This is a genomic window from Methylosinus sp. DMC45, from assembly GCF_056313885.1.
This window is the reverse complement of sequence record NZ_JBQUZK010000036.1, coordinates 214,307-239,999: the sequence shown is the minus strand read 5'-3', so window position 1 is coordinate 239,999 and position 25,693 is coordinate 214,307. Positions and strand designations below refer to the sequence as shown.

Genomic DNA, 25,693 nt, shown 5'->3' with positions numbered 1-25,693 from the left:
TTGAGAAACAGCCGACAGGGATAGCGCATGGCGTCGATCGTCGAACGAATCAGCACGGAGCTCTCCGCGAAACCTTGGCAGGTGGAGGCGGCCGTCGCTCTGCTCGATCAAGGTTCGACCGTGCCCTTCATCGCCCGCTACCGCAAGGAGGCGACGGGCCAGCTCGACGATATCCAGCTGCGTCATCTGGAAGAGCGCCTGCGTTACTTGCGCGAATTGGAAGACCGCCGCAAAGCGATTCTCGATTCCATCGAAGCGCAGGGCAAGCTCGACGACGCGTTGCGCGCGACCATAATGGACGCCGACAATAAGGCGCGGCTCGAGGATATTTATCTTCCCTATAAGCCCAAGCGCCGCACCAAGGCGCAGATCGCGATCGAGGCCGGTCTTGCGCCGCTCGCCGAAGCGCTGCTCGGCCATCCCGAGCGCGAGCCGAAAGCGCAGGCCGAGCCTTTCGTGAACGCCGAGAAGAATGTCGCCGACGCGACCGCCGCGCTCGAGGGCGCGCGCGCCATTCTCGTCGAGAGATTCGCGGAAGACGCCGATCTCATTGGCCGCCTGCGCGAGACCTTCTGGACGCGAGGCCTGATGAAATCGAAAGTGCGCGCCGGCAAGGAGACGGCGGGCGCGAAATTCTCCGATTATTTCGATTTCTCCGAGCCGCTCACCAAGCTTCCGTCGCATCGCATTCTCGCGATGTTCCGCGGCGAGAAGGAGGAGATTCTCGATCTCGAGATGGTCGCCGAGCCGAGCGAAGGCGCCGTCGGCTATGAGGGGCAGATCGCGCAGCGTTTCGTCATCGCCGATCGCGGCCGCCCGGGCGACCGCTGGCTGCTCGACACTGTGCGCTGGGCGTGGCGCACCAAGATCGAGCTGCATCTTTCCGTCGATCTGCGCACGCGCCTGTGGCGTCTCGCGGAGGATGAGGCGATTCGCGTCTTCGCTGCGAACTTGCGCGATCTTCTGCTCGCGGCGCCGGCCGGCGCGCGCGCGACGCTCGGCCTCGATCCGGGATTCCGCACCGGCGTCAAGGTCGCCGTCATCGACAAGACCGGCAAGATCGTCGCGACGACGGCGATCTATCCGCATGAGCCGCAACGGCGATGGGACGAATCGCTCTCCATTCTCGCCAAGCTGGCGCGCGAGCACGCCATAGAGCTGATCGCCATCGGCAATGGCACGGCCTCGCGCGAGACCGACAAGCTCGCCGGCGATCTCATGTCGAAATTCCCGGAGCTGAAGCTCACCAAGATCGTCGTCTCGGAGGCGGGCGCGTCCGTCTATTCCGCATCGGAATACGCCTCGCGCGAATTGCCCGATCTCGATGTGTCGCTGCGCGGCGCGGCGTCGATCGCGCGCCGTCTGCAAGACCCGCTCGCCGAGCTGGTGAAGATCGAGCCCAAGGCGATCGGCGTCGGCCAATATCAGCACGACGTCTCCGAGGTGAAGCTCTCCCATTCGCTCGACGCCGTCGTCGAGGATTGCGTGAACGCCGTGGGCGTGGACGTCAACACCGCCTCAGCGCCGCTGCTGGCGCGCGTGTCCGGCGTCGGCGAATTGCTCGCCTCCAACATCGTCGCGCATCGCGACGCCAATGGCCCCTTCCGCACGCGCGAAGCCTTGAAGAAAGTGCCGCGTCTCGGGCCGAAGGCTTTCGAGCAGAGCGCGGGCTTCTTGCGCATCGTCGACGGCGACGATCCGCTCGATCGCTCCGGCGTGCATCCAGAGGCCTATCCTGTGGTGCGGCGCATTCTCGCCGCCGCCAAGACCGACATAAAGCAGCTCATCGGCAATGCGTCCGAGCTGCGCAAGCTGCGGCCGGCGCAATTCGTCGACGAGAATTTCGGCCTGCCGACCGTCACCGATATTTTCGCCGAGCTGGAGAAGCCCGGCCGCGATCCGCGCCCCGCCTTCAAGACCGCGACCTTCCAGGAGGGCGTGGAGAAGATTTCCGATCTGAAGCCCGGCATGATTCTCGAGGGCGTCGTCACCAATGTCGCGGCCTTCGGCGCCTTTGTGGACGTCGGCGTGCATCAGGACGGGCTCGTCCATATTTCCGCAATGTCCAAGACCTTCATCAAGGATCCACGTCAGGCGGCCAAGCCCGGCGATATCGTCAAGGTGAAGGTGCTGGAGATCGACGCGCCGCGCAAGCGCATCTCGCTCACCATGCGGCTCGACGACACGCCGGATCAGCGCCAGGCTCCGTCGGGCGGCCAGCGCCGCGACGGCGGCGGCGCGAGCCCGCGCCAGATGCGCCAGCCGGAGCCGCAAAAGGGCGCGGGCGCGCTGGGCGAGGCGCTGCTGGCGGCGATGCGCACGCCGCAGAAGAATGGTCGGTGAGCGGAGCGAAAGCTGGAGCGGGTGAAGGGAATCGAACCCTCGTATTCAGCTTGGAAGGCTGCTGCTCTACCATTGAGCTACACCCGCGGCGGAGCAGATATGCCAAGTCGCGCCGCGCTTGGCAATGCTCTCGCGCGGCCGGCGCCGCTCCAAAGGCGCGATTTTCGGCGATTCGCGCGCAATCCGGGGCTTTTCGGCGCGTGCGGCTTGACAGGCTCGCGTTCGATTTCTCATTTGACAGCCGGGCAAGGGCAAACTAACCGAGCGCCCGACCAACGTCTCCACGGGCGGTCCCACACCGCTCTATCTCGAGGATGCAAGGACCGTGGCCAAACCCGAACTCGGCGCCAAGCGCCAATGTCAGTCTTGTGGCGTGAAATTTTTCGATCTGAACAAGGATCCGGTCGTCTGCCCGAAGTGCGGAGCGATTTTCCATATCGTGACGTCGCGAATCGCCTCCCGCAATGTCGATCCCGATGAGGGCGCCGAGGGCGAGAAGGATGCGGAGATCGTCTCGCTCGACGAGGTGGAGGCCGCCGAGAACAAGGCCGAATCGATCGAGGCGGACGAGGACGTCGAGATCGACGATGCCGCGGAGGAGGACGACACCTTCCTCGAGAACGAGGAAGAGGAGGACGACGACGTCGCCGGCCTCATCGATGGCGACATCGACACGGATGAAGAAGGCTGAGACGAAAACGGCGGCCCCTGTTTTCGGGGCCGCCGCTTTTTTTGCGCTGTTGTTGCGATTTATTTTTTCGCCGGCTCGTCCGGGAAGGGCGTGAGCGCGGAGTAATTGGCCGGCACGGGCTGCGTCAGCGCGCCGAGGAAAGCGGTGATCGCCGCCACATCCTTGTCGGAGAGGTTCGCGCCCAATTGCACCTTGGCCATCACGCGCACGGCCTGCGGCAGCTCGGCCACGGAGCCGTCGTGGAAATAGGGGCCGGTCTTGGCGACATTGCGCAGGCTCGGGACCTTGAAGACATAGAGGTCCGCGTCATTCTTGGTCACATCGGCGCGGCCCTTGTCCGGGTCCTTGGAGCCCGTCTGCTTCCAATAGTCCTCGACGACGCCGAATTTGGAGAATGCGGTTCCGCCGAGCCCGACGCCGTCGTGACAGCCGGCGCAGCCGACATCGACGAATTTGCGCAGGCCTTCCTGCTCGGCCGGCGTCAGCGCCTTGGCGTCGCCATTCAGAAACGCGTCGAAGCGCGTCGGCTGCGGCAGCGTGCGCTCATAGGCGCCGAGCGCCTTGCCCCAGTTCTTCTGTGTCACCGGGTCCGCCTCGCCGGGGAAGGCCTTGGCGAAGGCCTCCGTATAGCCGGGGATGGATTTCAGCTTGGCGATCACCGTCGCGAAATCGGGATTGCCGAAGCTCACGGCGCCGGTCGGCGATTTCTCGGCCTGATCCTCGATCGATTCGCGATCGCCGCGCCAATGCGCCTTGAACTGCAAAGCGGCGTTGAAGATCGTCGGCGCATTGCGCGGATTGAGCTTGCCGAGCACGCCGAAGGATTTCGGCAGCCCGTCGGCGCCCTGCTTCTCGGGCAAATGGCAATGCGAGCAGCTGATATTGCCGTCGGCGGAAACGCGATTTTCGAAGAACAGCCGCCGGCCGAGCTCGGCCTGGGCGGATGTAGCGCTCGGCGAGGCCGGCAAAGGCGCGAAAACGCGCTTGGCGTCGGAAAGGAGCGCGACGTCGGCGCCGGCCGCGACAGCGGTCGCGGCGAGGCACAATCCCGCAGCCGCAAATCCGACCAGCGCGGAAATTTTTATGGTGGAAGTCATGATGGTCCGCCGTTTCTCGTAGCGGGAGCTGGGGCTCCGGCGGGCGCATCCTGTATCGATTTATGAGAGCCGGCAAGGCCGGCTCTCATAAAATCATACTTCGCAGCTAGGGTTGGTGCGCGGCGCCGATCGGGCGCAATCCGAGCCAGCGGCTCGCGCTCGGAAAAGCGCGGCGGATGACTGTTTCCGCCGCGATCACGGCGAGGAGAGACAGGCCGAGCGTCGGCAGGAAGAGGCCGAGGGCGAGGATGAGGCTCAGCATGAATGGCGCGAGGCGCGGCTCGGGTGAGAAGGCCGGCGGCGCGCCCAGGGCGCCGCGCGGGCGTCGCCGCCACCACAAGACCACGGAAGAGACTACGAGCAGCAGATAGGCGATGACAGTCAGCAGGCCGAGCAGCTGATTGAGCCAGCCGAACAGCTGCCCCTCATGCGCGGCGACGCCGATTCCGAAGATGCGGTCGATGAGGGGAGACGTGGCGAAGCCCGTCTCGCGCAATTGCTCGAAGCTCGCCGGGTCGAATTCGATCGTCCTGCGCAGCGGGCGGTTCTGCGTTCGCGATTGGACCTTCCAAGCGGCGCCTTCCGGGCCGGGCGGCGAGATCGTCACCGGCTCGGCGAGACCGAGCCCGGCCGCGATCGGCGCGATTCGATCGAAACCGACGCGCGTCGCCGTCATTGCGCCGGCGGCGACGTGATGCGCATGGTGCTCCGCATGTTCGCTCGGCGCGGGGGCGGCTTGCTGGAACTGCTCCTTGCGCTGCTCCCGCGCGTCGGCGGGTCCCGTCGTCCAATCGGGATGGACGAGCATCGTCTCGCCGATATTGCGCATATAGCGGAAACTCTCGCCCCAGACCAATGTCCAGGGCAGCGCCGTGACGAGCAGGAACAGAGCGAAAAACGACACCCACAGACCGGTGACGGCGTGGAGGTCGCGCCAGAAAATTCGGCCGCCCTCGGCGAGGCGCGGATAGGCGACGCCGGCCAAGCCTTTCGCGTCGCGCGGCCACCAGAGATAGAGGCCGCTGACGATCATGACGATGGCCCAGGCGCCGGCGAGCTCCAGCAGCACATGGCCGGGCGTCCCCAGCAGCAGATCGCCATGAATGGCGGAGGCGAGCTGCGACGGGCGGTATTTGTCGTCCTGAACCGCGAGAATTTCCAGCGTGTCGGGACGCACCAGCACGCGCTGGATCGCGAAATCCTCGGAGCCGCGGCGCCCGGTCATGAAGGTCACACGGGCGGCGTCGGTCGGATCGGCGCGCAGCTCGAGCGCGGTCAGCCGCGCGTCGGGCAGAGCCGCCTGCGCCGCCGCCACTTGCGCGTCGAGCGATTGCGGCGCGCCATTCAGCGCCATATGGTCGTAGGGCCGGTCGAGCCAGGCGTCGATCTGCGGCTTGAAGAGATAGACCGCGCCGCTGAGCGACAGCACGACGACGAAGGGCAGGCAGAACAGCCCCGCATAGAAATGCCAGCGCCAGATGGTGCGATAGGCCGCGGAACGGACGGACGCATCCCGCGATCCGACGAGATTGCGGACGATCATAGTCATATTTGGCCTCCTCGACGACGCCGGCGCCCGCCGCGGGCCGGTCGTGTCTTTTCTCAACTTCGATGTGATGGCTCGCCGATGAAAAGCTCGGCCGTCTCATTGGGAGCGTAACGCCGGGGCCGTGCGATTGTCGAGATCGCAAGGGGACGTCGCATTGGAAGACGTCGATGGGGCCGTCGCGCGAGAGGGGGCGTCGCGCGAGAAGGGCCGACGCGAGCCTTCGCGCATTATGGCGTCGGCAGGGACGAGCGGCGCCCGACCGCGGCAGGCGCTGGCGCGCAAAAAATGACGAGCCGGTAAGAAGGTCGCCTCCGCGAGGAGAGCGGGCTTCTTACCGGCTCGCTGAATTCGGCCGCTTCATGACAGAAGCGGCGAGCGCGAAATCCGTTCAGATTTCAGCGGATTCGTAGCTGGTGATTTCCATGCCGACGCAGACTTCGACGATCACCGGGGCGGTCCATGCCATGTTCATCTCCTCCGTTCGAAGAAATCGCCCTTTCGAGGCGAATGTCTCATCCCGCTTCTCGCTGCAATCGCGCTTGGCCGCATGAGCTTGGCAGGTTTGAGCTGGGCGATTGAGTAGCATGAAGCTATGCCACGCGCAATTCGGCAAATTGAGACAGCGTGTTTTCAAATCTTCCCGACCTCGTCGCAACCCATGGAAGTTGCGAGAGGAACGACATTCGCCGCGGCGGCCGGGCGCGCTTGTGGTCGGGCAATCCTCCCATAGAGGCGGATCGGGTCTCCCGCCGCGGGGGCGCGGTCATGGCGTCGCCGCTCCGATCTGCTGCAAGACTCCCAAACGATCGACCTGCAGCCATGCCCGGGCGAGCTTGCCGTCGCCGGCGTGATAGATGGCGATCCCCTCTTGAACGACCATTTTGCCCGTCGGAGCGACTCCGGCCAGCGGCCCGAGCTGCGCGGCGCAGAATCGCCAGCGCAGGCACACTTTGTTGTCGGCCGCGAACAAATCCTCGATCTCAAATCGGAGGTCGGGAAAGGCCGTGACCATGCGTTCGATCGTCCGCCGGAAACCCTCCGGGCCGCTTTCGCCATTCGCGCCGATGAAATCCGGCGTCAGATAATCGCCCAGCCGGTCCAGCCGACGTTTGTTGAGACAATCCTCATAGAGGCCTTCGACGAGCTCCGCCGGCGTCATGACGCTCCCTCCATTGACAACATATTGTCTTTTGTCATTTTGACAATATATTGTCAATATCTCGGCTGTTCAGGGAGATCGATCATGCCTCAGTCGCGCGGCGACGCCCTGAGCGGGCTCATATGGGAAATATTGCTGACCGCGGGCCGCCTGACGGAGCTCGGCAACAGGCTCACCGCGCCCTTTGGACTGACCGCCGCCCGTTGGCAGGTCATGGGCGTCATCGTCCACCGAGCGGCGACCATAGCGGACATCGGCCGCCGCCTGTCGCAGAGCCGGCAGGGCGTCCAACGTTTGGGCGATGAGCTGGCGCGGGACGGATTCGCGCGCTACAGCCCCAATCCGAAGCACGCGCGCGCAAAGCTGCTCGGCCCTACGCCGCAGGGAGCGGCGGCGTATCGAGAGGTGATGAAGCTGCAAGCCGAGTGGATGGAGGCTCTATCCGCTGAAATGCAGATCGAGGACATCGCCGCGGCGCGGACGCTGCTCGCGACGCTCGCATCCGGGCTGGAAGACGGCCGAAGGCGAGACGCAGCGCAAGGGCGCGAGCGCTCGTCGAGCGGCTGAGGTTCGACGTCGGCGTATCGAGCGCGGCTGCGCGTAGCTCACGCCGGCAGCAGCACCTCGCCCTTGCCGAACACCGCCGTGTCGCCGGCGAAGCGCTGCAGACGGCCGGAGAGCAGGCGCGAGGCGCCGCGGCTCTCTCCCGCCAGCGATTTGGCGAAGAGCTTGGCGAAGCCGAGATTATGCACGCCGCAATCGACATAGGTCGGTCCGAGCTCGCGCTGCTCGGAGAGCACGATGGTTGCGCGCTTGTTGAGATAGCCGATGCGCTCGCCCTCGGCCGTCCCCAGCACGATGATCGTGCCGGCGATGGCGCGCGAGCCCAGATCCTCGCCCGCGTCGCCCTCGACGATGATGATGCCGCGGCGCAGCCGATCGCCGGCGCGCGCGCCGACGCTGCCGCGCACCACGACGCGCCCGCCGGACATGCCGGGAATCTCGCCCGCGAGCGGCGCGCCCAGGAAATCCCCGGCGTCGCCGTAAATATCGATATTGGCGCCTGCCGATTGCGAGGCGGCGTAGGGGCCGGCGTCGCCGGCGACCGTGATCGTCCCGCCCTTGGCGGCGCGGCCGAGCTGCGCGCCCACATCGCCCTCGACATGAATGGCGAAGCCCGGCAGCAGCTTGGCGCCGAGCAGATCGAAGCGGTCGGAGCCGCCGTCGAAGCGCACCGAGGTCACGTCGCCGAGCTTCACCTTGAAGATGTCGCCGACCGTCACGCTCTCGCGCGTCGTGCCGATGGAGAGGGACTCGATTTCCTTCGCCGAGCGGCCGACGAGCCGATCGGGCGTCAGGGGCGAGAGGTCGAGCCGCTGGTCGGGCTCGGCTTTCAGCGTGAAGAGAAGCGGCTTCACTTACACGAGATCCTTCAGATGATAGTGGAAGGGGCCGAGCTTGCCGCCGTAATTGCCGGCGCCGACGCGTTTCGCGCCATTCTTGGGGCCGAGCGCGATGATCGCCTTGAGGCCGGCGCGCATCCCCGCCGCGACCGCCTCGCTGGTGAGGCCGTCGATGACGATCTCCAGCACGCAGCCGATATCGGCGTCGAGCGCGCTATTGGTGGCGCCGCGCAGCGTCGGGCAATAGGCGTCATTGGTGGAGGCGCCCATGCCCTTGTATTTGGAGCCGACCTTGGAGCCGGAGCGGACCACGCCGCCCGGGAAGGGCGCGATGGCGTCGGGCGTCTTGTGGACGGCCTCCACCGCGGCCTCGGTCGCGCGCATGGTGCTGGCCCAATCCTCGCCCATGATGAGCAGATTGCCGCCGCCGACCGATTTCTTGGTGAGGCCGACGGAAGATTCCACCAGGAACTCGCCGTCCATCACCGGCACGCGCCAGTAGCGGCGGCCGTCGATCGCCTTGGAAATCTGCCATTTGTCGCCGAATTGGCGCATGGAGTCGCCGACCTTGATCTTCGCCTCGCCGTCGAAGGCGGAGAAGACGGCCGAGCCGGGGCAGGTCAGCACGCATTGGCCGATGCGATTGACCAGCGCTTTCTCGACGCTCTTGGGCGAGAAGCCGAAGAGCAGCACGCGCACGCCCGGACGCCCGTCCGGCGTCTCGCGCGTCGACAATTCGCGGTCGATGCCGGCCTCGCAGTCGCAGCCGATGACCGATGTGGCGTAGCCGGTCATGGTGGTCGCGGCCTGCAAGGCCCATTTGCGGGTCGGCGCGGTGACGACCACGCCGGAGCCGGTCATCGGAAAGGCCTCGGCGAAGCTCTCGTCGATGCGAATTCCCTTGCGGATCAGCTGCGGCATGGGACCTCCGCAAAGGCGTCGGCGTTGGGGAGGGCGGCGTCCTGCACCTCGAACAGGGAGCGCGGCAGGCCGTAGAGCCCGTCGTAATATTTGTCGAGGCGGCTGTTGATCGCCCGGTCGTATTCCGGCCGCACGCGCAGCGTCCTTCCCTTGGTGTAATGCGAGACCTTGCCGTCGCGCACGACGAGATTGCCGTCCTTGAAGACGTAAGCGGCGCTGCGGAACATCGCCGCCTTGTCCTTCTGCGGCTTGTAGACCGCGACATCGCCGACCGAGCCGACGCCCAATTGGCCGCGATCCTCGAAGCCATAGAGCTTGCGCGGCGCGGCCCGCGTCATGGTCGCGATCTCATAGAAGGAATATTCGCGCTTCAGCGCCGGAAGATTGGTCAGCTCCAGCACATCGGCCGGCAGGCGCGAGCAATATTGCGCGCGCTTGTCGGCGCTCATCAGCAGGGCGAAGACTTCCGGGTAGGTGGTGAAGGGCGCGCCGTTCGGATGGTCGGTGGTGAAGAACACCCGCATCGGATCGTCGATCAGCAGGAACAGCTCGAGGCCCGCCGCCCATTGCACCGCATTGTAGAAGTCCGACACGCGGTAGGAATAGGGCGAGACGCCGAGGCCGTTGGAGTCGCCGTCGAAGATGACGCCCTTCTTCGGCCGCGCGCCGGGCAGGCTGTTGAACTGCTTCATCACATCGGAGGAGATCGTCACAATGTCGGCGAACATCACCTGACCGACGTCCACCGTGACGTTCTTATGGGCGTTGACCGTCTCGGCCAGCCGCGCGGCCGCCGAGGAGAAGCCGTTCTTGCCCTCGAGCCCATAGGCGTAGAATTGAATATGGGCGAGATGCAGCGGCAGGCCCTGCGAGGCCTCGATCGTCGCCACCGCCGTCTCGATATTGCCGGCGAGGCCGAGATTATTCATGTGCAGATGCAGCGGATGGCGGATCTTGGTGGCGTTCACCGCCCGCTGCAGGGTCTGGAATATCTCGCGAGACGAGAGCCCATATTCCGGCACCACATCGTCGAGCGAGAAGTGCCGGACATTCTGCTTGAAGGCGTCGACGCCGCCGGCGTTGACGCATTTGACGCCGATCGCCCGCGTCGCCTCCAGCGTGGCGCCGATGTAATCGACCACCGAATCCTGGCTCGCGCCGTCGCGGAAGCCGGAGAGGAGGAAATCCTCATTGCCGAGCACCGTCAGGAAGCCCTTGTCGATGATCGGAATATCGGCGAGCTCGAGATGGGCGTGCAGCGCGTGATGGGGCGAAACCGCCGGCTCTATGACCGTGGTGTAGCCCATTTGCGCATAGAGGCGGCCGGTCTCGAAGGTGGACCAGCCGGCCGTCGACAGCGGCGTGTTGGCCGGCCGCGGCCGATGCGCGCGATGCGCCTCCGGCAGCAGCAGGCGGGCGGTGTTCACGCCGCCGCCCGCGATATGGGAGTGAATGTCGATGGCGCCGGCCATGACGATATGGCCGCTGACGTCATGCTCGACGTCCGGCGTCCGGCCGGCGGGCGGCGCGACGATGCGGCCGTCCTCGATATAGAGATCGCCCACGCCGTCCACGCCATTGACGGGATCGACGATATGGCCGCCGCGAAGGCAGATCAGCACGGCAAGTCCTCCGAAAATTTGGCGCTGATGGCGGCGATGGCTTGCGCCACGCTCGGCAGCTCGGCCGGCGCGCTCGCCCGCCGCAGCACCATGGAGCTGGTCTCCTGCGCGAATTCCACCGCGTCGTAATTCTCGCCCGGCTTGCCGACGGCGATGAACAGCCCGCGCTTGGGCGCAGAGCCCGGCGGTCCGAGCGTGATGAGCGGAATATCCGCCGCCTCCCAGGGCGGCGGCTCGCCGTCATAGGCGGAAATCCACAAGGCGGCGTCGGCCTCGCCGCTCTCGACGAGCCGGCTCGCCTCGAAGCGCCAGGTGTCGTGCTCGGGATAGCCGCGGCCAAAGCCCGTGCGCGGCGGAAAGCCGGTCATCCAGGCGGAGGTCTGCAGCACGCCGGTGGCGTCGGCGCGGCCGCCGATCGGCACGCCCGTGAAGCGCGTCGTGGCGTTGAGCTCGGTGATCATGCCCTGCAGCATTTCCACCATCAGCGTGTCGAGCCCGGCCGCCGCCCAGACGGCGACGCCGAAACGCGCCGATTTCAGCGCATCCGCAGCCGCGTCGAGCTTTTTGGCCGCGGCCGCCGAAAGCGCCACGGGCCGTCCGCCGACGCGCGCGCGCAGCGCCGCCAGCACGCCGGGAAGCTCGGCCTCGGTCGCCGGAATGGTCTCGACCTCGACGCCCTCGATCTTGGCCTCGCCCCGCTTGGGGCCGACCCAGAGCACGCGGCGCTTGGTCTTGCCGCCGTGGACCGTCTCCTTGTCGAGCGCGAGGCGATCGAAGATCGCCGGCCAATAGCCCGCGAGCCCCGGACCGACCAGCAGCACGAGGTCGGCGCGCACGCGCGCCTCATTGGGCGTCGTCACGAATATCCCCGCGGAGCGGACGACCTCGAGGTCGGTCAGCGAATCGCGCGAGGCGAGATGATCGAAAGCGCCTCTCAGCCGCTCGGCCAGCAGGATCGCGGCCTTTGCTCCCGCCACATCGGCGCCGAGACCGGCGACGAGGGGGAAATTCGCGGCTTGCAGGATTTTGGCCGCTTGTTCGTAGGCGTCTTCGGAAGAAATGGATTTGCCGTCGAGCGTCGCGTTGCTCATTGCCCCAACCGATGTTTCCACCACGCCCGGGTTTGCGCCCAGGCATTTTTTGTCCGCTCCCGGCGCGACGGCCGAAAGCGAAGGCAAGAGCGGCGCGGCCCCTCGCCGGAGCCTGCGTCGCGCGCTATGCCTATCAGCCACGGCGCAGGAAGTCGAGACAACGAAGCGCCCCAATTCTATTCACTGGGTCGAGGCCCGACAAACCGGCCGGCGTCATTGCGAGCCGAAGGCGAAGCAATCCAGAGTCGCAGGCCGGACTCTGGATTGCTTCGCTCCGCTCGCAATGGCGCCCCCGAGCGAGGAGTCAGCCAATGGCGGCATCCGCCGACACATCAAAAGCCTTCGCCCTTGCCGGCGCCATCCCGCCGACCGCCGAGAAGCGGCCGACCCGGCGCGTGACCCATGGCCGCGTTCTCGACGACCCTTACGCCTGGCTCGCCGCCGAGAATTGGCGCGATGTGCTGAGCGACCCCGCCACGCTGCCGGAGGACATAGCCGCGCTGGTGCGGGCCGAGAACGCCTATTGCGGGCGAGTCCTCGCTCCTCTGGCCGAGCTGCGCGAGACGCTGCAGGCGGAGCTGCGCGGCCGCATAAAGGAGGACGACAGCGAGCCGCCGTGGCCGGACGGCGCCTTCGCCTATTTCGAGCGCTATCGCGAGGGCGGCGAGCATGCGCTCTATTGCCGCACGAAGCGCGACGGCGGCGCGGAGACGATCCTCTTCGACGGCGATGAAGAAGCCGGCGAGGAGCATTTCTTCGACATAGGCGAGATCGATCATTCGCCCGATCATGCGCAGCTGGCCTGGAGCGTGGACGACAAGGGCTCGGAATATTATGCGATCCGCACGCGCGCCCTCGCCGACGGAAAGGACCGCGCCGATGTCGTCCCGCATACCGACGGCTCCATGGTGTGGAGCGCCGATTCCAAGAGCTTCTATTACGTTCGCGTCGACGAGAATCACCGCACGGCGCAGGTCTTCCGCCATGATATCGGCGCCGATCCCGCGAGCGACGCGCTGATCGTCGAGGAGCGCGATCCCGCCTGGTTCGTCTCGCTCGATCGCAGCCGTTGCGGACGCTTCGCCATCGTCGCCATTCGCGGCCATGACGCCAGCGAATGCCATCTCGTCGATCTGCGCGACAAAAACGCAAAGCCGCGCCTCGTCGCGAAGCGCGAGCCCAAATTGCGCTATGACGTCGAGCCGCACGGCGATGATCTCTACATTCGCTCCAACGCCGACGGCGCCGAGGATTTCGCGATTTTTCGCGCGCCTCTCTCCACCGCGACGCGCGCCGATTGGCGCCCTGTGGTTCCGCATGTGGCGGGACGGCTCATCGTCATCGGCACTGTCTATGCGCGTCATCTCGTCTGGGTGGAGCGCGCCAACGGCCTGCCGCGCATTTTCATTCGCGCGATCGAGAGCGGCGAGGAGCACGCCATCGCCTTCGACGAGGAGGCTTACGCCCTCTATCTTCTGCCCGGCCTCGAATTCGACACGGACATTCTGCGCTTCACCTATTCCTCCATGACGACGCCGGAGGAGACCTATGATTACGACATGCGCACGCGCGCCCGCACGCTGCTGAAGCGCGAGGAAATCCCTTCCGGTCATGATCCGAAGAACTATGTGACGCGCCGCTTCTTCGCGCGCGCCGACGATGGCGCGGAGGTTCCCGTCACTCTGCTGCATCGCGCCGATTTTACGCCCGGCGCCGGCGCGCCCACTCTGCTCTATGGCTATGGCGCCTATGGGCATCCGCTGTCGGCGAGCTTCGATCCTCATGCGCTGTCGCTGGTCGATCGCGGCTTCGTCTATGCGCTCGCCCATACGCGCGGCGGCACGGACAAGGGCTGGAGCTGGTACGAGAAGGGCAAGCTCGAGCACAAGCCCAACACATTCTCCGATTTCATCACTGTGGCGCGCCATCTCGTCGCGACGGGCTATGCGAGCCGAGGCGGAATCGTCGCGCAAGGCGCGAGCGCCGGCGGCATGCTGATGGGCGCCATCGCCAATCAGGCGCCGGAGCTGTTTTCGGGGATCATCGCCGGCGTTCCTTTCGTCGATGTGCTGACCACCATGCTGCGCGACGACCTGCCGCTGACGCCGCCCGAATGGGAGGAATGGGGCAATCCGATCGCCGACGTCACGGCCTATGATCGGCTCGCCTCCTACTCGCCCTATGACAATGTGGGCGCGAAGACCTATCCGGCGATTCTCGCTCTCGCCGGCCTCACCGATCCGCGCGTGACCTATTGGGAGCCGCTGAAATGGGTGGCGCGCCTGCGTGAGCGCATGGCCGGCGGCGGGCCGGTGCTGCTGCGCACCAATATGGAGGCCGGTCACGCAGGCGCCTCGGGCCGTTTCGAGCGATTGGAGGAAGTCGCGCTGGAATGGGCCTTCGCGCTCGCCTGCGCGGGCAAGGCGGGCGTGTGACGTGAGCGTGAAGGGCGCGGCGTTCGGCTTGCCGCGGATTGGTTCGGCGCGGTATTTGCCGCCTCCCTTCTCCCCGCAATGCGGGGAGAAGGGGAAAGCGCCGAACCATTCCAGCCGGAGCGCGCGCTCCGTGATCGCCGCAAATTGTTCGAGTCTCGTCGGCTCAGCACAGTTCCCCGATAAGCGCGAATCGGCTCGCGCGATCATGGGGGCTGTCGATGAAGAGGCTCGCGGCGTCTTTCGCCTGCATTTTGTCCGGCGTTGTCGCGGCGTATGCGGAAGAGGCGGCTCTCGCGAAAATCGTCGCGCCTTCCGTCGTCGTTCCCGTTCCGCCGCCGCCGCTGTGGGGCGGCGCCTATGTGGGGCTGAACGCGGGCTGGGGCTTCGGCGGCTCCAATGACGTTCCGACATTCGGAACCTCGATCTATGATTGGGCCGCGGGCGCGCTCGGCATGCCCTTCGGCTTTTCCTCGCCCTATGTCACCGGCCTCGCGCGCCTCGAGCAGAGCGGCTTTCTCGGCGGCGCGCAGCTCGGCTACAATCATCTGTGGTCGCCCAATATGCTGCTCGGCGTCGAGACCGACATAGACGGCGCCATCATCCGCGGCTCCGGCTCCTCGCAGGGCTTCGCCGGCGCGGTGGACGAGCATGACCTGCTGCATATGCAGACGGGCGTGGCGAGCGCGCGCGCCGGGCTCTCCTGGCTCGGCTCCTTGCGCGGCAGGCTCGGCTATATCGTCGCGCCCACTCTGCTGGTATATGGCACGGGCGGCCTCGCCTATGGCGGCGGCTTCGCCAATGTCTTCACCTATGGCGCCCATTGGCATCCGCTGGACCCGATCGGTCATCCCGACAATCCGGTGACGCCCAATTGGGGCAATTACAGCGACACGCGCACGGGCTGGATCGCGGGCGGCGGCTTCGAATGGATGTTCGCGCCGCGCTGGAGCCTGAAGGTCGAAGGGCTCTATTACGATCTCGGCTCGGCGACTCTCTCGACCTCGCCGAGCGCCGTCATCAACCCGGAGGCGCCGGGCTCGATCGCCATTCTCAACATTGCGACGACGCGCGTGAAATATGACGGCGCCATAGCGCGATTCGGCGTCGATTATCATTTCGGCTGGGTCGATCCGCCGCCGGTGGTCGCGAAATACTAGTGATCTGCGAGCCAGAATCTGGACCGCGAGCCTTCAGGCTCGCTCTTGCGGGCGCCGCGAACCACTAGAGCTTCAGAGCGCGCGGCGGCGGGGCTTCATCTTTTGCGCGTCTTGCTCTAATACCTCCGGCCTCGGGCCGCCGGCCCTGAGCCCAAAGGGAAGAGACACATGCGCGCCGAGCCGCTTGCGCTGAAAGAACAGATCGAGCAGTCCATGGGACTGCTGAGGAGGCATCTTTGACGTCGAGACTTCAACGCGACGTCTCGCCGAGCTGAACGCCAGGGTCGAGGACCCCGATCTCTGGAACGACGCCGAATCCGCGCAGAAGATCATGCGCGAGCGCACCCAGCTCGAGGATCAGCTCTCCTCCATCGCGCGTCTCGAGCGCGATCTCGAGGACGCTATCACTCTCGTCGAGCTCGGCGAGGCCGAGAATGACGCCGACACCGAGAAAGAAGGCATAGCGCAGCTCGTGGCGCTGCTGAAGGAATCGCGCGAGCGCCAGATCGAGGCGCTGTTCTCGGGCGAGGCCGACGGCAACGACACTTTCATCGAGGTGCATTCGGGCGCCGGCGGCACCGAGAGCTGCGACTGGGCGCGCATGCTGTTCCGCATGTACGCCCGCTGGGCGGAGCGCAAGAAGTTCAAGGTCGAGGTGATCGAGGAGACCGCCGGCGACGAGGCCGGCATCAAATCGGCCACGCTGCTGGTCAAGGGCATGAACGCCCATGGCTGGGCCAAGACCGAATCGGGCGTGCATCGCCTCGTGCGCATCTCGCCTTTCGACTCCAATGCGCGGCGGCACACGAGCTTCGCCTCGGTCTGGGTCTATCCGGTCATCGACGACAAGATCGACATTCAGGTCAACGAATCCGACTGTCGCATCGACACCTATCGATCGTCCGGCGCGGGCGGCCAGCACGTCAACACGACGGACTCGGCCATTCGCATCACCCATATTCCGTCCGGCATCGTCGTCGCGTGCCAGGCGGAGCGCTCGCAGCACAAGAACCGCGCCACTGCGTGGAACATGCTGCGCGCCCGCCTCTATGAGGTGGAGCTGGAAAAGCGCGAGGCGGAGGCCAACGCCGTCGAGGCGTCGAAATCCGATATCGGCTGGGGCCATCAGATTCGCAGCTATGTGCTGCAGCCCTATCAGCTGGTGAAGGATTTGCGCACCGGCCACACTTCCGGCACGCCGGACGAGGTGCTGGACGGCGAGCTCGACGATTTCATGCAGGCCTCGCTCGCCCAGCGCGTGCTCGGCGGCGGGCCGGAGAAGGTCGACGACGTCGAATAGCTAAAGATGATCGAACGAAGCTTCCCTCATCCCGAGGAGCGGCCGCAGGCCGCGTCTTAAAAGGACGAGGGAAGTCGCTTCGCGACCTCCTCAGCCTGAGGGCGAGGATTTTTGTCCCTCGACGATGCGACGAAACAAAAAGGGCGGCCTCTCGGCCGCCCTTTCGTTTCTACGCGATCGCGGAGCGATCAGTAGGAATAATACATGTCGTACTCGACCGGGTGAGGCGTCATCTCGAAGCGATAGACGTCCTGATACTTGAGGTCGATATAGGCGTGGATGAAGTCCTCGTTGAAGACGCCGCCGGCCGTCAGGAAGGCGTGGTCGGCCTTCAGGCTGTCGAGAGCCTCGCGCAGCGAGCCGCAGACCGTCGGGATCGCCTTCAGCTCCTCCGGCGGCAGGTCGTAGAGGTCCTTGTCGGACGGCTGGCCCGGATCGATCTTGTTGGCGATGCCGTCGAGGCCGGCCATCAGCATGGCCGAGAAGGCGAGATAGGGATTGGCCGTCGGATCGGGGAAGCGAACCTCGACGCGCTTCGCCTTCGGGCTGGTCGCGAAGGGGATGCGGCAGGAGGCCGAGCGGTTGCGCGACGAATAGGCGAGCAGCACCGGAGCCTCGAAGCCCGGAACCAGGCGCTTATAGGAGTTCGTCGACGGGTTGGTGAAGGCGTTCAGCGCCTTGGCGTGCTTGATGATACCGCCGATATACCACAGGCACTCCTGGGAGAGGCCGGCGTATTTGTCGCCCGCGAACACCGGCTTGCCTTCCTTCCAGATCGACTGGTGGACGTGCATGCCCGAGCCATTGTCGCCATAGACCGGCTTCGGCATGAAGGTCGCCGTCTTGCCGTAGGAATGCGCCACCTGATGAATGGCGTATTTGTAGATCTGCAGATGGTCGGCGACCTGGACGAGCGTCGCGAACTTCAGACCGAGCTCATGCTGCGCGGAAGCGACCTCGTGATGGTGCTTCTCGACGGCGACGCCCATGGACGCCATGGCCGCCAGCATCTCGCCGCGCATGTCCTGGGCGGAGTCGATCGGCGGAACCGGGAAATAGCCGCCTTTGGTGCGCACGCGATGGCCGAGATTGCCGCCTTCATAGGCGGTGTCGGAATTGGTGGGCAGCTCGACGGAGTCGACGGTGAAGCCGGTGTTGTAGGGATCGGTCGAGAAGCGCACGTCGTCGAAGACGAAGAATTCGGCCTCGGGACCGAAGAAGGAGGTGTCGCCGATCCCGGTCGACTGCAGATAGGCCTGCGCCTTTTTGGCGATGCCGCGCGGGTCGCGGTTGTAAGGCTGGCCGGTGGTGGGCTCGACGACGTCGCAGACGATGGACAGCGTGGAGGCGGCGAAGAAGGGGTCGTGCGTGACCGTGCCGAGATCGGGCAGGAGAGTCATGTCCGACTCGTTGATCGCCTTCCAGCCGGCGATCGAGGAGCCGTCGAACATGATGCCTTCGTTCAGCGCGTCCTCATCGACGATCGACACGTCGAAGGTGACGTGCTGCCACTTGCCGCGCGGATCCGTGAAACGGAAATCCACATATTTTACGTCGTTATCGGCGATCTGCTTGAGAACGTCCTTGGCCGTGGTCATTTCGTGGAGCCTCTGTTCGAAGTGGACGATCGAGTCCAGCGCGGGAGACGAGAATGAAAAACCGCAGGGCGGAGGGGCGTGCGTCGGGAGCCGCGCGGATCAGATCGCGTCCGCGCCGGTCTCTCCCGTGCGGATGCGGACGGCGCCTTCGACATTCGAAACGAAGATTTTTCCGTCGCCGATGCGTCCGGTTTGCGCGGCTTTGCGAATGGCTTCGACGGCGCGGTCCACCGCATCGTCGGCGAGCACGATCTCGATTTTCACCTTGGGAAGAAAATCGACCACATATTCCGCGCCGCGGTAGAGCTCCGTATGCCCCTTCTGGCGACCGAAACCTTTCGCCTCGGTGACAGTAATGCCTTGCAGGCCGGCGCCTTGCAGCGCTTCTTTTACTTCATCGAGCTTGAAGGGTTTGATGATCGCCTCGATTTTTTTCATTCACCTTTCCCCGCATCGCTCATGCCCCTCGCGCCGAAACTCAAGTCCGATCCGGCCGAGGAACCGACGGGGCTCATAGCATTTGCGGCAAAAATGTTCTACGAATAAAATTCATGCAGCCAACCGCAAGCCGCGCCCATTTTGTGGGCGGGGCCTGCGATCGGCGCATTCGCGTCATCTGCTCCCGCGAGGGAGACCACGTGCTCCCGCGAGGGAGGCCACGGACGAAGCTCGCGCTTCGCGGGCTCCATCGTCTCGGCGCCGGCTTCGCAGCTTTTGCGAAGCCGAGCGCCGCATCCTCAGCGTGTGGGGACGGTGGAGATGGTCTTCAGTATCTGCGAGGCGATCTGGTAGGGGTCGCCTTGCGAGTTCGGGCGGCGATCTTCCAGATAGCCCTTATAGTCGTTCTTGATGAAGCTGTGCGGCACGCGGATCGACGCGCCGCGATCCGCCACGCCCCAGCTGAAGGTGTGGATCGACGCCGTCTCGTGCAGGCCGGTCAGACGCATATGATTGTCCGGGCCATAGACGGCGATGTGATCGTCCTTGGCTTTCTCGAACGCGCCCATCAGCTGCTCGAAATAGGCCTTGCCGCCCACCTCGCGCAGATAGGTCGTCGAGAAATTGGCGTGCATGCCCGAGCCGTTCCAATCGGTGGCGCCGAGCGGCTTGCAGTGGAACTCGATGTCGATGCCGTATTTCTCGGCGAGGCGCAGCAGAATGTAGCGCGCCACCCACATCTCGTCGGCCGCCTTGCGGGAGCCCTTGCCGAAGATCTGGAATTCCCACTGGCCCTTGGCCACCTCGGCGTTGATGCCTTCGTGGTTGATGCCGGCGGCGAGGCAGATGTCGAGATGCTCCTCGACGATCTGGCGCGCGATCTCGCCGACATTCTTGAAGCCGACGCCGGTGTAATAGGGACCCTGCGGAGCCGGGAAGCCCGCCTCGGGGAAGCCGAGCGGACGGCCGTTCTTATAGAAGAAATACTCCTGCTCGAAGCCGAACCAGGCGCCCGGATCGTCGAGGATGGTGGCGCGGGCGTTGGACGCATGCGGCGTCACGCCGTCGGGCATCATCACCTCGCACATCACCAGCGCGCCATTGGTGCGGGTGATGTCGGGGAAGACGGAGACCGGCTTCAGAACGCAGTCCGAGCTTCTTCCTTCCGCCTGCTTGGTCGAGCTGCCGTCGAAGCCCCACAGCGGGAGCTGCTCCAATGTCGGGAAGCTGTCGAATTCTTTGATCTGGGTTTTGCCCCGGAGATTCGGCACGGGCGTGTAGCCGTCGAGCCAGAGATATTCGAGCTTGTACTTGGGCATTTTTATTCGCCTCCTTACCCTTGATCGACGCTCGACGCGGCGCCGTTCGACTCGTCGGCGGATGAGCCGAAACCGTCGACGGCCCGGCCTGCTCAGCACGGCTCATGCCAAAGCCGGGCGGAGCCTGGATCGCAGACGCCTCTGGGAGGAGGAAGGCGCGGCCATGCGCGCCTTTTTCGATATTTTATTGTTTTTGTGACAAATCGCCGTCTGCTTGCGTGATCCCGCATGATCCGGCGAGGCAGGGCGCAGCGCCCGGCCATGGCCGAGGCGCCGCTATCTAAAGCATTTTGCCGCCTTGTTTTTTAGCAGGCGCCGCTTCAGCCGGCGGCGCCGACGACCGGCAGTTCCGCCCGCGCGCCCCATTCGGACCAGGAGCCGTCATAGACGGTGGCGGGCCGGCGTCCCGCCGCGGCCAGCGCGAAGCTCAGAATCGAGGCGGTGAGGCCGGAGCCGCAGCTGGCGATCACCGGCCGCGCGGGGTCGATCTTGGCCGCCGCGAATATTTCGTCCAGCGCGGCGGGGGCTTTCAGCCGGCCGTCGGCGATGAGATTGCCGAAGGGCAGGTTGAGCGCGCCGGGCATGTGGCCGGAGCGCAGGCCGGGGCGCGGCTCGGGAACGGCGCCCGCGAAACGCTCCGCCGAGCGCACGTCGACGACCTGCGCCGAGCCGTCGGCCAGGGCGCGCGACACATCGGCGGCGTCGGCGACCAGCGCATGGTCCATGCGCGCGGTGAAATGCCGCGAGGGCCGCTGGCTCTCGCCCTGCTCCAGCGGACGCCCTTCCGCCTTCCAGGCCGGCAGGCCGCCGTCGAGGATGGAGACGTCGGTGAGGCCGAAGACGCGCAAGGTCCACCACAGGCGCGGCGCCGAGAACAGGCCGAGGCTGTCATAGACCACGGCGCGCATGCCGTCGCCGAGGCCGAGCTTGCGCGCCGCCGAGGAGAAGGCGACCGGGTCCGGCAGCATATGCGGCAGATCGGTCGAATGATCCGCTATGGCGTCTATGTCGAAGAAGACGGCGCCGGGAATATGGGCGTCGAGAAATTCGGCGCGTGGGTCGCGGCCGGCGGCCGGCATGTGCCAGGAGGCGTCGAAGACGATGACGTCCGGCGCGTGGAGATGGTCGGCGAGCCATTGCGTGGAGACCAGCAGCGTCTCGGGATCGATGTTCGGAGCGGCCGTCGTCATGCGATTCTCCCGTCGATCCGCGGCTCGCGCGCGTGATGGCGTCGGCGCGGCGATCGTTGTAGCAATGTATCAGAATCGATTCGCTTCCAAAATCGCCGAAAAGGCCGAAATCGAGACCATGCTCGAGATTCCAGGCAAGGCCTGCGGTCCCTGCGCCTTCTGCTGCAAGGTGCTGGAGATCGAGGAGTTCCCCAAGAAGGCCGGCGTCTGGTGCCCGCACTGCACGCAGACCAATGGCTGCGCCGTCTACGCCACGCGCCCGGACGTGTGCCGCGATTATCATTGCCTGTGGAAGGAAGAGCGCTCGCTGGGCGCGCAGCTGCGGCCGGACAAGGTCGGCACGCTGCTGATGGACGACCCGGACAGCGACGAATATCATGCGGTCTGCGACCCCGAAAAGCCGTTTTCCTGGCGCAATCCTCTCGTATTCAAGCATCTCGTGAGCGAGGCGAAGGCCGGTCGCATCGTGGTCGCCAAGGCAGGTCTGCGCGCATGGCGCATATTCGCCGACGGCAGCTGGCAGGAATGGGCTTGAGACGAGCCCGGCGTCCTCCGGCGCTCCCCGAGCATCGACAAGCGCCCGCGGCTGGCCCATCGTGGCCAGGACTGATTCGATCGATCGCAGGTCTTCGAATGGCGTTTCTCTCATCCGTCAAGGGCGGGGCCGGACGCGGCAGGGCCGAGGCGCTCGCCTTTCCGGGGCTCGTGGCGCTCGCCGCGCTCGCCGTCGCCACGCCCTGCGGGGCGGAGACGCTCAAGGCGAATTTCGCGCTGAGCCTGCTCGGCCTCTCCATCGGCCACGCCTCGGCCAATGGCGTCATCGAGGGACGCAGCTACCGCATCGATATTTCGATGCGCACGACGGGCCTCGCTTCTCTCGTCAACGACACGCGCGGCGCCGCCACCGCCTCCGGCGCGCTGTCGAGCGAGGGGCTGGCGCCGACGAGCTACGCCAACACCACCTCCAACACCTATGAGACGCGCACTGTCCGCATGTCGCTCGCCGGCAATTCCGTGCGCGCCGTGCATGTCGATCCGACGCCCTGGGACCTGCCGGTCCGCATTCCGGTGACGGAGAGCAACAAGGCCCATATCACCGATCCGGTGAGCGCCCTCATCATGAGCGTCCCGGCCAGCGAGCCGCTGGTCGGCCCCTCCGCCTGCAATCGCACCATTCCGGTCTTCGACGGCGTCACCCGCTTCGATGTGACGCTCTCCTTCGTCGAGATGCGCAATGTGGAGACGCACGGCTATTCCGGCCCGGTGTCGGTCTGCGCGGCGCGCTATCGTCCGATCGCCGGCCACAGGCCGGACAGCGCCTCCACGCGCTTCATGGCGGAGAACAGCGACATCACCGTCTGGCTCGCGCCTCTGCCGACGGCGCATGCGGTGGTGCCCTATCGCATGGCGCTGCGCACCAATGTCGGCATGCTGACCGTCGAGCCGGCGGAATTCCACCTCGGCGGCGGCCGTCGCCAGGCGGCGGAGAGAGCGGCCCCGGAGCGATCGACGGCCGAACAATAGACGCGCTCAGTCGATGCGGATCTCGCGCGTCTTCTTGCGGTTCAAGCGGTCGGATTCATATTCGAGATAGCGCACCTCCGTCGGCTCCGCCGATCCCGGCGCGAGGCAGAAGGAGGGGGCGGGCGTGAAGCGCCCATCCGCGCCCGCGAAACATTCCGAGAAGCGCACCTCGCAGTCGAAGGAGGTCTCCGCATGGGGCGCGACCTTCGCCGCCAGCTCTCGGGCCTTCTCCACCGCGCTGGCGCAGAGCGCGGCGTCCAGCCCATAGGCGCGGCATTGCTGGACGGTGGACATATAGCGGCCGTCGCCCGTGCAGGCGGGCGTGCGGCGGTAGCCGAAGAACCAGACGGCGCCGGCGAGCGTCGCTATGCCGGCGACGGCGATGAAGGCGAAGGAGGGGCGTGCCATGCGCGTCGGCTTTCTTTCTTTTTCTTCGTCGAGCCGCAGCTTCATTAGCCGCGCCGCGCGGGTCTCCGCAAGCCCCATCCGGCGGCGTGGGGCGGGCGCCGCATCTTGACAAGCCTTTAAGGCTACAATAATTGCGACCGTCATGCTGCGAGCGTGGATCGCGGCTTCGTTCGGCCGTTCGAGGAGAACAGCGCCGGGCGCGACTAACGTCGGCGCGTCACGAGTTGCAGCCAGCATTCGCGACGTTCTCGGAATTCGAGCCGGCGACGATATCCACCAAAACGTATCGCACGTAGAGGCGAGACTTCGCCTACCATGGGTGATATCGTGGCTTTGCTGGCAGCCTGAACGAAGTCGGGCGTTAAAGGAGGAGGAAGCGTTATGGGAGCAATTCTCGAGCTGACGAGCTATGCGGCGACCCCGGTGGGCATGATCGCGATCATCGCGGTCGGCGCCGCCGCTTATTTCGCTGCGCGCTGGGTCCTGAGCGACTGACGCTTCAGAACCGGCTACGGATATGATGCGGCGCATCGGCCTGTCCGATGCGCCGCTTCTTTTTGCGCATATCTTCCAAATTCGGCGGCTTTGACGCAGCGTGAAACGCGCGCCGAGGCTTTCCAATGGAAGCCGCTGGTTATATAGTCCGGCCTACCCACTCGGGGGGCTTCGCCGCCCGAGCGCAGACCGGCTGCGTCGGCGGCATTTTTCAACATGGAGTGGTTCCTTGGAGTGGTCCATGGCCTCGACGTCTTCGACGAAGCTCGGAGATGAGCGACAGCGCGCCGTCGGGCGTTCCGTTCCGCTCCGCGCCTCCGCCATGCAGGCCGCGGCCGAGGGCGGGCCTTCGGCTCCGCGCCATAAGGCCGATCGCTCCGGCGAGGACCGCGACGAGGGCGGCGCGACCTTTCCGATCGACGTCGCCATCGCCGACAAGAGCCCGCTGATCCTGGCCGGGCTCGAGGCGCTGCTCGCCGACGACCGCCGCTTCAATCTCGTGCTGAAGGTCACGGACGGCGAGGAGTTTCTCGACGCCGCCAATCTGCAGCGCTTCCAGATCGCCATCATCGGCTGGCAATTGCCGACGCTCCATGCGCGGGAAGTGCTGCGCGCCCTGTCGCGCCAGCCCTCCGCGCCCAAGATCGTCGTCTATAGCGGCACCAACGACCCGGCCGCGCCGGCGGAGACGCTGCAATTGGGCGGCGCCGGCTTCGTCAGCAAGCGCGCCCCGCCGGAGCGTCTGCTCGACGTGCTCGCCTCCGTGGCGGCGGGCGACATGGTGTTCCCCTTCGTCGACATCCGCAAGATGCGCGCCGATCCGCTGGAGAATCTCACTCTGCGCGAGCGCAGCCTGCTGTCGGCGCTCGGCTCCGGCCACACCAACAATCAGCTCGCCAAGGATTTCGGCGTCTCGATCAACACGATCAAATTCCACTTGCGCAATTTGTTCGAGAAGCTCGAGGTGCGCAATCGCGCCCAGGCCATCGCGCTCTTCCTGGAGATGAAGCACGGCTCCTGGACGGCGGCGACGCCGGGCGGCCGCGCCGAGTCGGCGGGCGCCCGCGGCAAGAAAGCCTCGCGCGATTAGGCCCGCCTCTCAGGGCGCGGGAAACAGCGCGTCGGTCTTGCCGGTCAGCCGATAGGCGACGAGGCCGACCCATTCATGCGTCGCCGTGTCGATGAGCTTCAGCTGGTCGGGCGCGTGCGAGCGCAGGCCGATCGGCAGGCGCAGGCCCGTGTGATAATTGACCGGATAGGCGACGACGGGGAAGCCGACGCGGCGGAAAATCCCCATCGAGCGCGGCATATGGCTCGCCGAGGTCACGAGCAGCCAGCGCTCGCCGGGCGCCGGCCGCGCCAGCGCCAGCGCATTCACGGCGTTTTCCCATGTATTGCGCGAGCGGTCCTCGAGGATGAGGCGCCCCGGCTCGACGCCGAGCTTCGGAAGCAGCCGCCCGACGATCTCCGCCTCGGAGCCGGCGGCCTCGAACAGCCGGCCGGAGCCGCCGGCGAAGAGCAGCTTGGCCGCAGGATAGCGGCGCGCCAGCTCGGCCATGGCGGTCACGCGCTCGCCGGCCTCGGTCAGCGCCGCGCCGCCGCGCGCCTGGCTCAGCTTCTCGTCGATCGCGCCGCCGAGCACGACGATTCCATCCGGCGCCGGCGCGTCCTCGGCGACCTGCGGAAAGCGGTTCTCCAGCGGATAGAGCATCAGATCGCCGAGCGAGGTGAAGCACAGCAGCAGCAGCGCCGCCACGCCGAGCGCCGCCACAATGCGTCCTCTGGCGGCGAAGCGGGTGAAGCAGAGCGCCACGCCGACGGCGACGATGGAAAGGGCGATATGCAGCGGCTCGACGAAGAATTCGCCGATTTTGGACAGGATGAAAAACATTGTCGCTCGAATAGTCTGGAGGAAACGGCGCGCGCCTCGTCGCGCGCGCCGGGTCACGATGG

At 65.9% G+C, this 25,693-nt stretch carries 23 protein-coding genes and 1 tRNA gene; 9 read left to right on the top strand and 15 right to left on the bottom strand.

The window, feature by feature from the left end:
* Positions 1 to 27: 27 nt before the first annotated feature.
* A complete protein-coding gene (locus ACT53T_RS10665; RefSeq protein ID WP_476161160.1) occupies positions 28 to 2,343 on the top strand; it encodes a Tex family protein in 2,316 nt (771 codons plus the stop codon).
* Between the two features lie 13 nt (positions 2,344 to 2,356).
* Here the strand turns inward: ACT53T_RS10665 and ACT53T_RS10660 are convergent.
* Positions 2,357 to 2,430: transfer RNA gene (locus tag ACT53T_RS10660), tRNA-Gly, on the bottom strand.
* Positions 2,431 to 2,668: 238 nt separating this feature from the next.
* Between ACT53T_RS10660 and ACT53T_RS10655 the strand changes: the two genes are divergently transcribed.
* The gene (locus ACT53T_RS10655; protein WP_018267742.1) at positions 2,669 to 3,034 is read left to right on the top strand and encodes a TIGR02300 family protein; all 366 of its coding nucleotides are present in this window, start codon (positions 2,669 to 2,671) and stop codon (positions 3,032 to 3,034) included.
* Positions 3,035 to 3,093: 59 nt separating this feature from the next.
* Here the strand turns inward: ACT53T_RS10655 and ACT53T_RS10650 are convergent, their stop codons facing one another.
* The 4 genes from ACT53T_RS10650 to ACT53T_RS10635 all read right to left on the bottom strand — a co-directional run bounded on the left by ACT53T_RS10650 (position 3,094) and on the right by ACT53T_RS10635 (position 6,839).
* Positions 3,094 to 4,131, bottom strand: a complete 1,038-nt coding sequence (locus ACT53T_RS10650; protein WP_476161159.1) for a cytochrome-c peroxidase — start codon at positions 4,129 to 4,131, stop codon at positions 3,094 to 3,096.
* A gap of 106 nt (positions 4,132 to 4,237) precedes the next feature.
* Positions 4,238 to 5,680: a PepSY-associated TM helix domain-containing protein gene (locus ACT53T_RS10645; protein WP_476161158.1), complete on the bottom strand. Its 1,443-nt coding sequence runs from the start codon at positions 5,678 to 5,680 to the stop codon at positions 4,238 to 4,240.
* Between the two features lie 388 nt (positions 5,681 to 6,068).
* Complete coding sequence (gene pqqA / locus ACT53T_RS10640; protein WP_198290198.1) at positions 6,069 to 6,266, bottom strand: pyrroloquinoline quinone precursor peptide PqqA; 198 nt, start codon at positions 6,264 to 6,266, stop codon at positions 6,069 to 6,071.
* Positions 6,267 to 6,443: 177 nt separating this feature from the next.
* Positions 6,444 to 6,839 carry an ester cyclase gene (locus tag ACT53T_RS10635; protein ID WP_476161157.1) on the bottom strand — a complete coding sequence of 132 codons (396 nt, stop codon included), beginning with the start codon at positions 6,837 to 6,839 and terminating at the stop codon, positions 6,444 to 6,446.
* A gap of 84 nt (positions 6,840 to 6,923) precedes the next feature.
* Here ACT53T_RS10635 and ACT53T_RS10630 point away from each other — a divergent pair, with 84 nt between their 5' ends.
* On the top strand, positions 6,924 to 7,406 hold the full coding sequence (locus ACT53T_RS10630) for a MarR family winged helix-turn-helix transcriptional regulator (protein ID WP_476161156.1): 483 nt from the start codon (positions 6,924 to 6,926) through the stop codon (positions 7,404 to 7,406).
* Positions 7,407 to 7,444: 38 nt separating this feature from the next.
* Here the strand turns inward: ACT53T_RS10630 and ACT53T_RS10625 are convergent, their stop codons facing one another.
* The 4 genes from ACT53T_RS10625 to ACT53T_RS10610 are packed head-to-tail and all read right to left on the bottom strand — an operon-like array spanning position 7,445 to position 11,876.
* Positions 7,445 to 8,257: a formylmethanofuran dehydrogenase subunit C gene (locus tag ACT53T_RS10625; RefSeq protein ID WP_400765762.1), complete on the bottom strand. Its 813-nt coding sequence runs from the start codon at positions 8,255 to 8,257 to the stop codon at positions 7,445 to 7,447.
* Complete coding sequence (fhcD, locus tag ACT53T_RS10620; protein ID WP_018267750.1) at positions 8,258 to 9,163, bottom strand: formylmethanofuran--tetrahydromethanopterin N-formyltransferase; 906 nt, start codon at positions 9,161 to 9,163, stop codon at positions 8,258 to 8,260. It lies immediately after the preceding gene.
* Positions 9,151 to 10,785 carry a formylmethanofuran dehydrogenase subunit A gene (locus tag ACT53T_RS10615; RefSeq protein ID WP_476161155.1) on the bottom strand — a complete coding sequence of 545 codons (1,635 nt, stop codon included), beginning with the start codon at positions 10,783 to 10,785 and terminating at the stop codon, positions 9,151 to 9,153. Before ACT53T_RS10615 ends, fhcD begins: the two co-directional genes overlap by 13 nt.
* Entirely contained in the window at positions 10,779 to 11,876 is a 1,098-nt protein-coding gene (locus tag ACT53T_RS10610; protein ID WP_476161154.1) for a formylmethanofuran dehydrogenase, read from the bottom strand. Before ACT53T_RS10610 ends, ACT53T_RS10615 begins: the two co-directional genes overlap by 7 nt.
* 311 nt (positions 11,877 to 12,187) lie before the next feature.
* On the opposite strand from ACT53T_RS10610, the gene ACT53T_RS10605 reads away from it, so the two are divergent.
* The 3 genes from ACT53T_RS10605 to prfB all read left to right on the top strand — a co-directional run bounded on the left by ACT53T_RS10605 (position 12,188) and on the right by prfB (position 16,768).
* The gene (locus ACT53T_RS10605) at positions 12,188 to 14,311 is read left to right on the top strand and encodes a S9 family peptidase (protein ID WP_476161153.1); all 2,124 of its coding nucleotides are present in this window, start codon (positions 12,188 to 12,190) and stop codon (positions 14,309 to 14,311) included.
* A gap of 218 nt (positions 14,312 to 14,529) precedes the next feature.
* Positions 14,530 to 15,468, top strand: coding sequence for an outer membrane protein (locus ACT53T_RS10600; RefSeq protein ID WP_476161152.1), 939 nt, complete (start codon positions 14,530 to 14,532; stop codon positions 15,466 to 15,468).
* A 168-nt stretch (positions 15,469 to 15,636) separates the two neighbouring features.
* Positions 15,637 to 16,768, top strand: a protein-coding gene (prfB, locus tag ACT53T_RS10595; RefSeq protein WP_476161151.1) for a peptide chain release factor 2 whose coding sequence is annotated in 2 segments (ribosomal slippage) — positions 15,637 to 15,705 and positions 15,707 to 16,768 — 1,131 coding nt in all. Because the reading frame shifts where the segments join, the coding sequence is not laid out codon by codon here.
* 188 nt (positions 16,769 to 16,956) lie between these two features.
* Here the strand turns inward: prfB and glnA are convergent.
* From glnA to sseA, 4 genes are all read right to left on the bottom strand, one after another.
* Positions 16,957 to 18,366: a type I glutamate--ammonia ligase gene (glnA, locus tag ACT53T_RS10590; protein ID WP_400765774.1), complete on the bottom strand. Its 1,410-nt coding sequence runs from the start codon at positions 18,364 to 18,366 to the stop codon at positions 16,957 to 16,959.
* Positions 18,367 to 18,465: 99 nt separating this feature from the next.
* On the bottom strand, positions 18,466 to 18,804 hold the full coding sequence (locus tag ACT53T_RS10585; RefSeq protein ID WP_018267758.1) for a P-II family nitrogen regulator: 339 nt from the start codon (positions 18,802 to 18,804) through the stop codon (positions 18,466 to 18,468).
* A 299-nt stretch (positions 18,805 to 19,103) separates the two neighbouring features.
* The gene (locus ACT53T_RS10580) at positions 19,104 to 20,123 is read right to left on the bottom strand and encodes a glutamine synthetase beta-grasp domain-containing protein (protein WP_018267759.1); all 1,020 of its coding nucleotides are present in this window, start codon (positions 20,121 to 20,123) and stop codon (positions 19,104 to 19,106) included.
* 320 nt (positions 20,124 to 20,443) lie between these two features.
* Positions 20,444 to 21,313, bottom strand: coding sequence for a 3-mercaptopyruvate sulfurtransferase (gene sseA / locus ACT53T_RS10575; RefSeq protein WP_476161150.1), 870 nt, complete (start codon positions 21,311 to 21,313; stop codon positions 20,444 to 20,446).
* Between the two features lie 118 nt (positions 21,314 to 21,431).
* Between sseA and ACT53T_RS10570 the strand changes: the two genes are divergently transcribed.
* Positions 21,432 to 21,848, top strand: coding sequence for a hypothetical protein (locus ACT53T_RS10570; RefSeq protein WP_026191623.1), 417 nt, complete (start codon positions 21,432 to 21,434; stop codon positions 21,846 to 21,848).
* 98 nt (positions 21,849 to 21,946) lie between these two features.
* The gene (locus ACT53T_RS10565; RefSeq protein ID WP_476161149.1) at positions 21,947 to 22,837 is read left to right on the top strand and encodes a DUF3108 domain-containing protein; all 891 of its coding nucleotides are present in this window, start codon (positions 21,947 to 21,949) and stop codon (positions 22,835 to 22,837) included.
* Between the two features lie 6 nt (positions 22,838 to 22,843).
* Here the strand turns inward: ACT53T_RS10565 and ACT53T_RS10560 are convergent, their stop codons facing one another.
* Positions 22,844 to 23,290: a hypothetical protein gene (locus ACT53T_RS10560; protein WP_476161148.1), complete on the bottom strand. Its 447-nt coding sequence runs from the start codon at positions 23,288 to 23,290 to the stop codon at positions 22,844 to 22,846.
* A 691-nt stretch (positions 23,291 to 23,981) separates the two neighbouring features.
* Here ACT53T_RS10560 and ACT53T_RS10555 point away from each other — a divergent pair.
* The gene (locus ACT53T_RS10555; protein WP_476161147.1) at positions 23,982 to 24,830 is read left to right on the top strand and encodes a LuxR C-terminal-related transcriptional regulator; all 849 of its coding nucleotides are present in this window, start codon (positions 23,982 to 23,984) and stop codon (positions 24,828 to 24,830) included.
* A gap of 9 nt (positions 24,831 to 24,839) precedes the next feature.
* On the opposite strand, the gene ACT53T_RS10550 is transcribed toward ACT53T_RS10555, so the two are convergent.
* Entirely contained in the window at positions 24,840 to 25,631 is a 792-nt protein-coding gene (locus ACT53T_RS10550; protein ID WP_476161146.1) for a YdcF family protein, read from the bottom strand.
* Positions 25,632 to 25,693 lie beyond the last annotated feature (62 nt).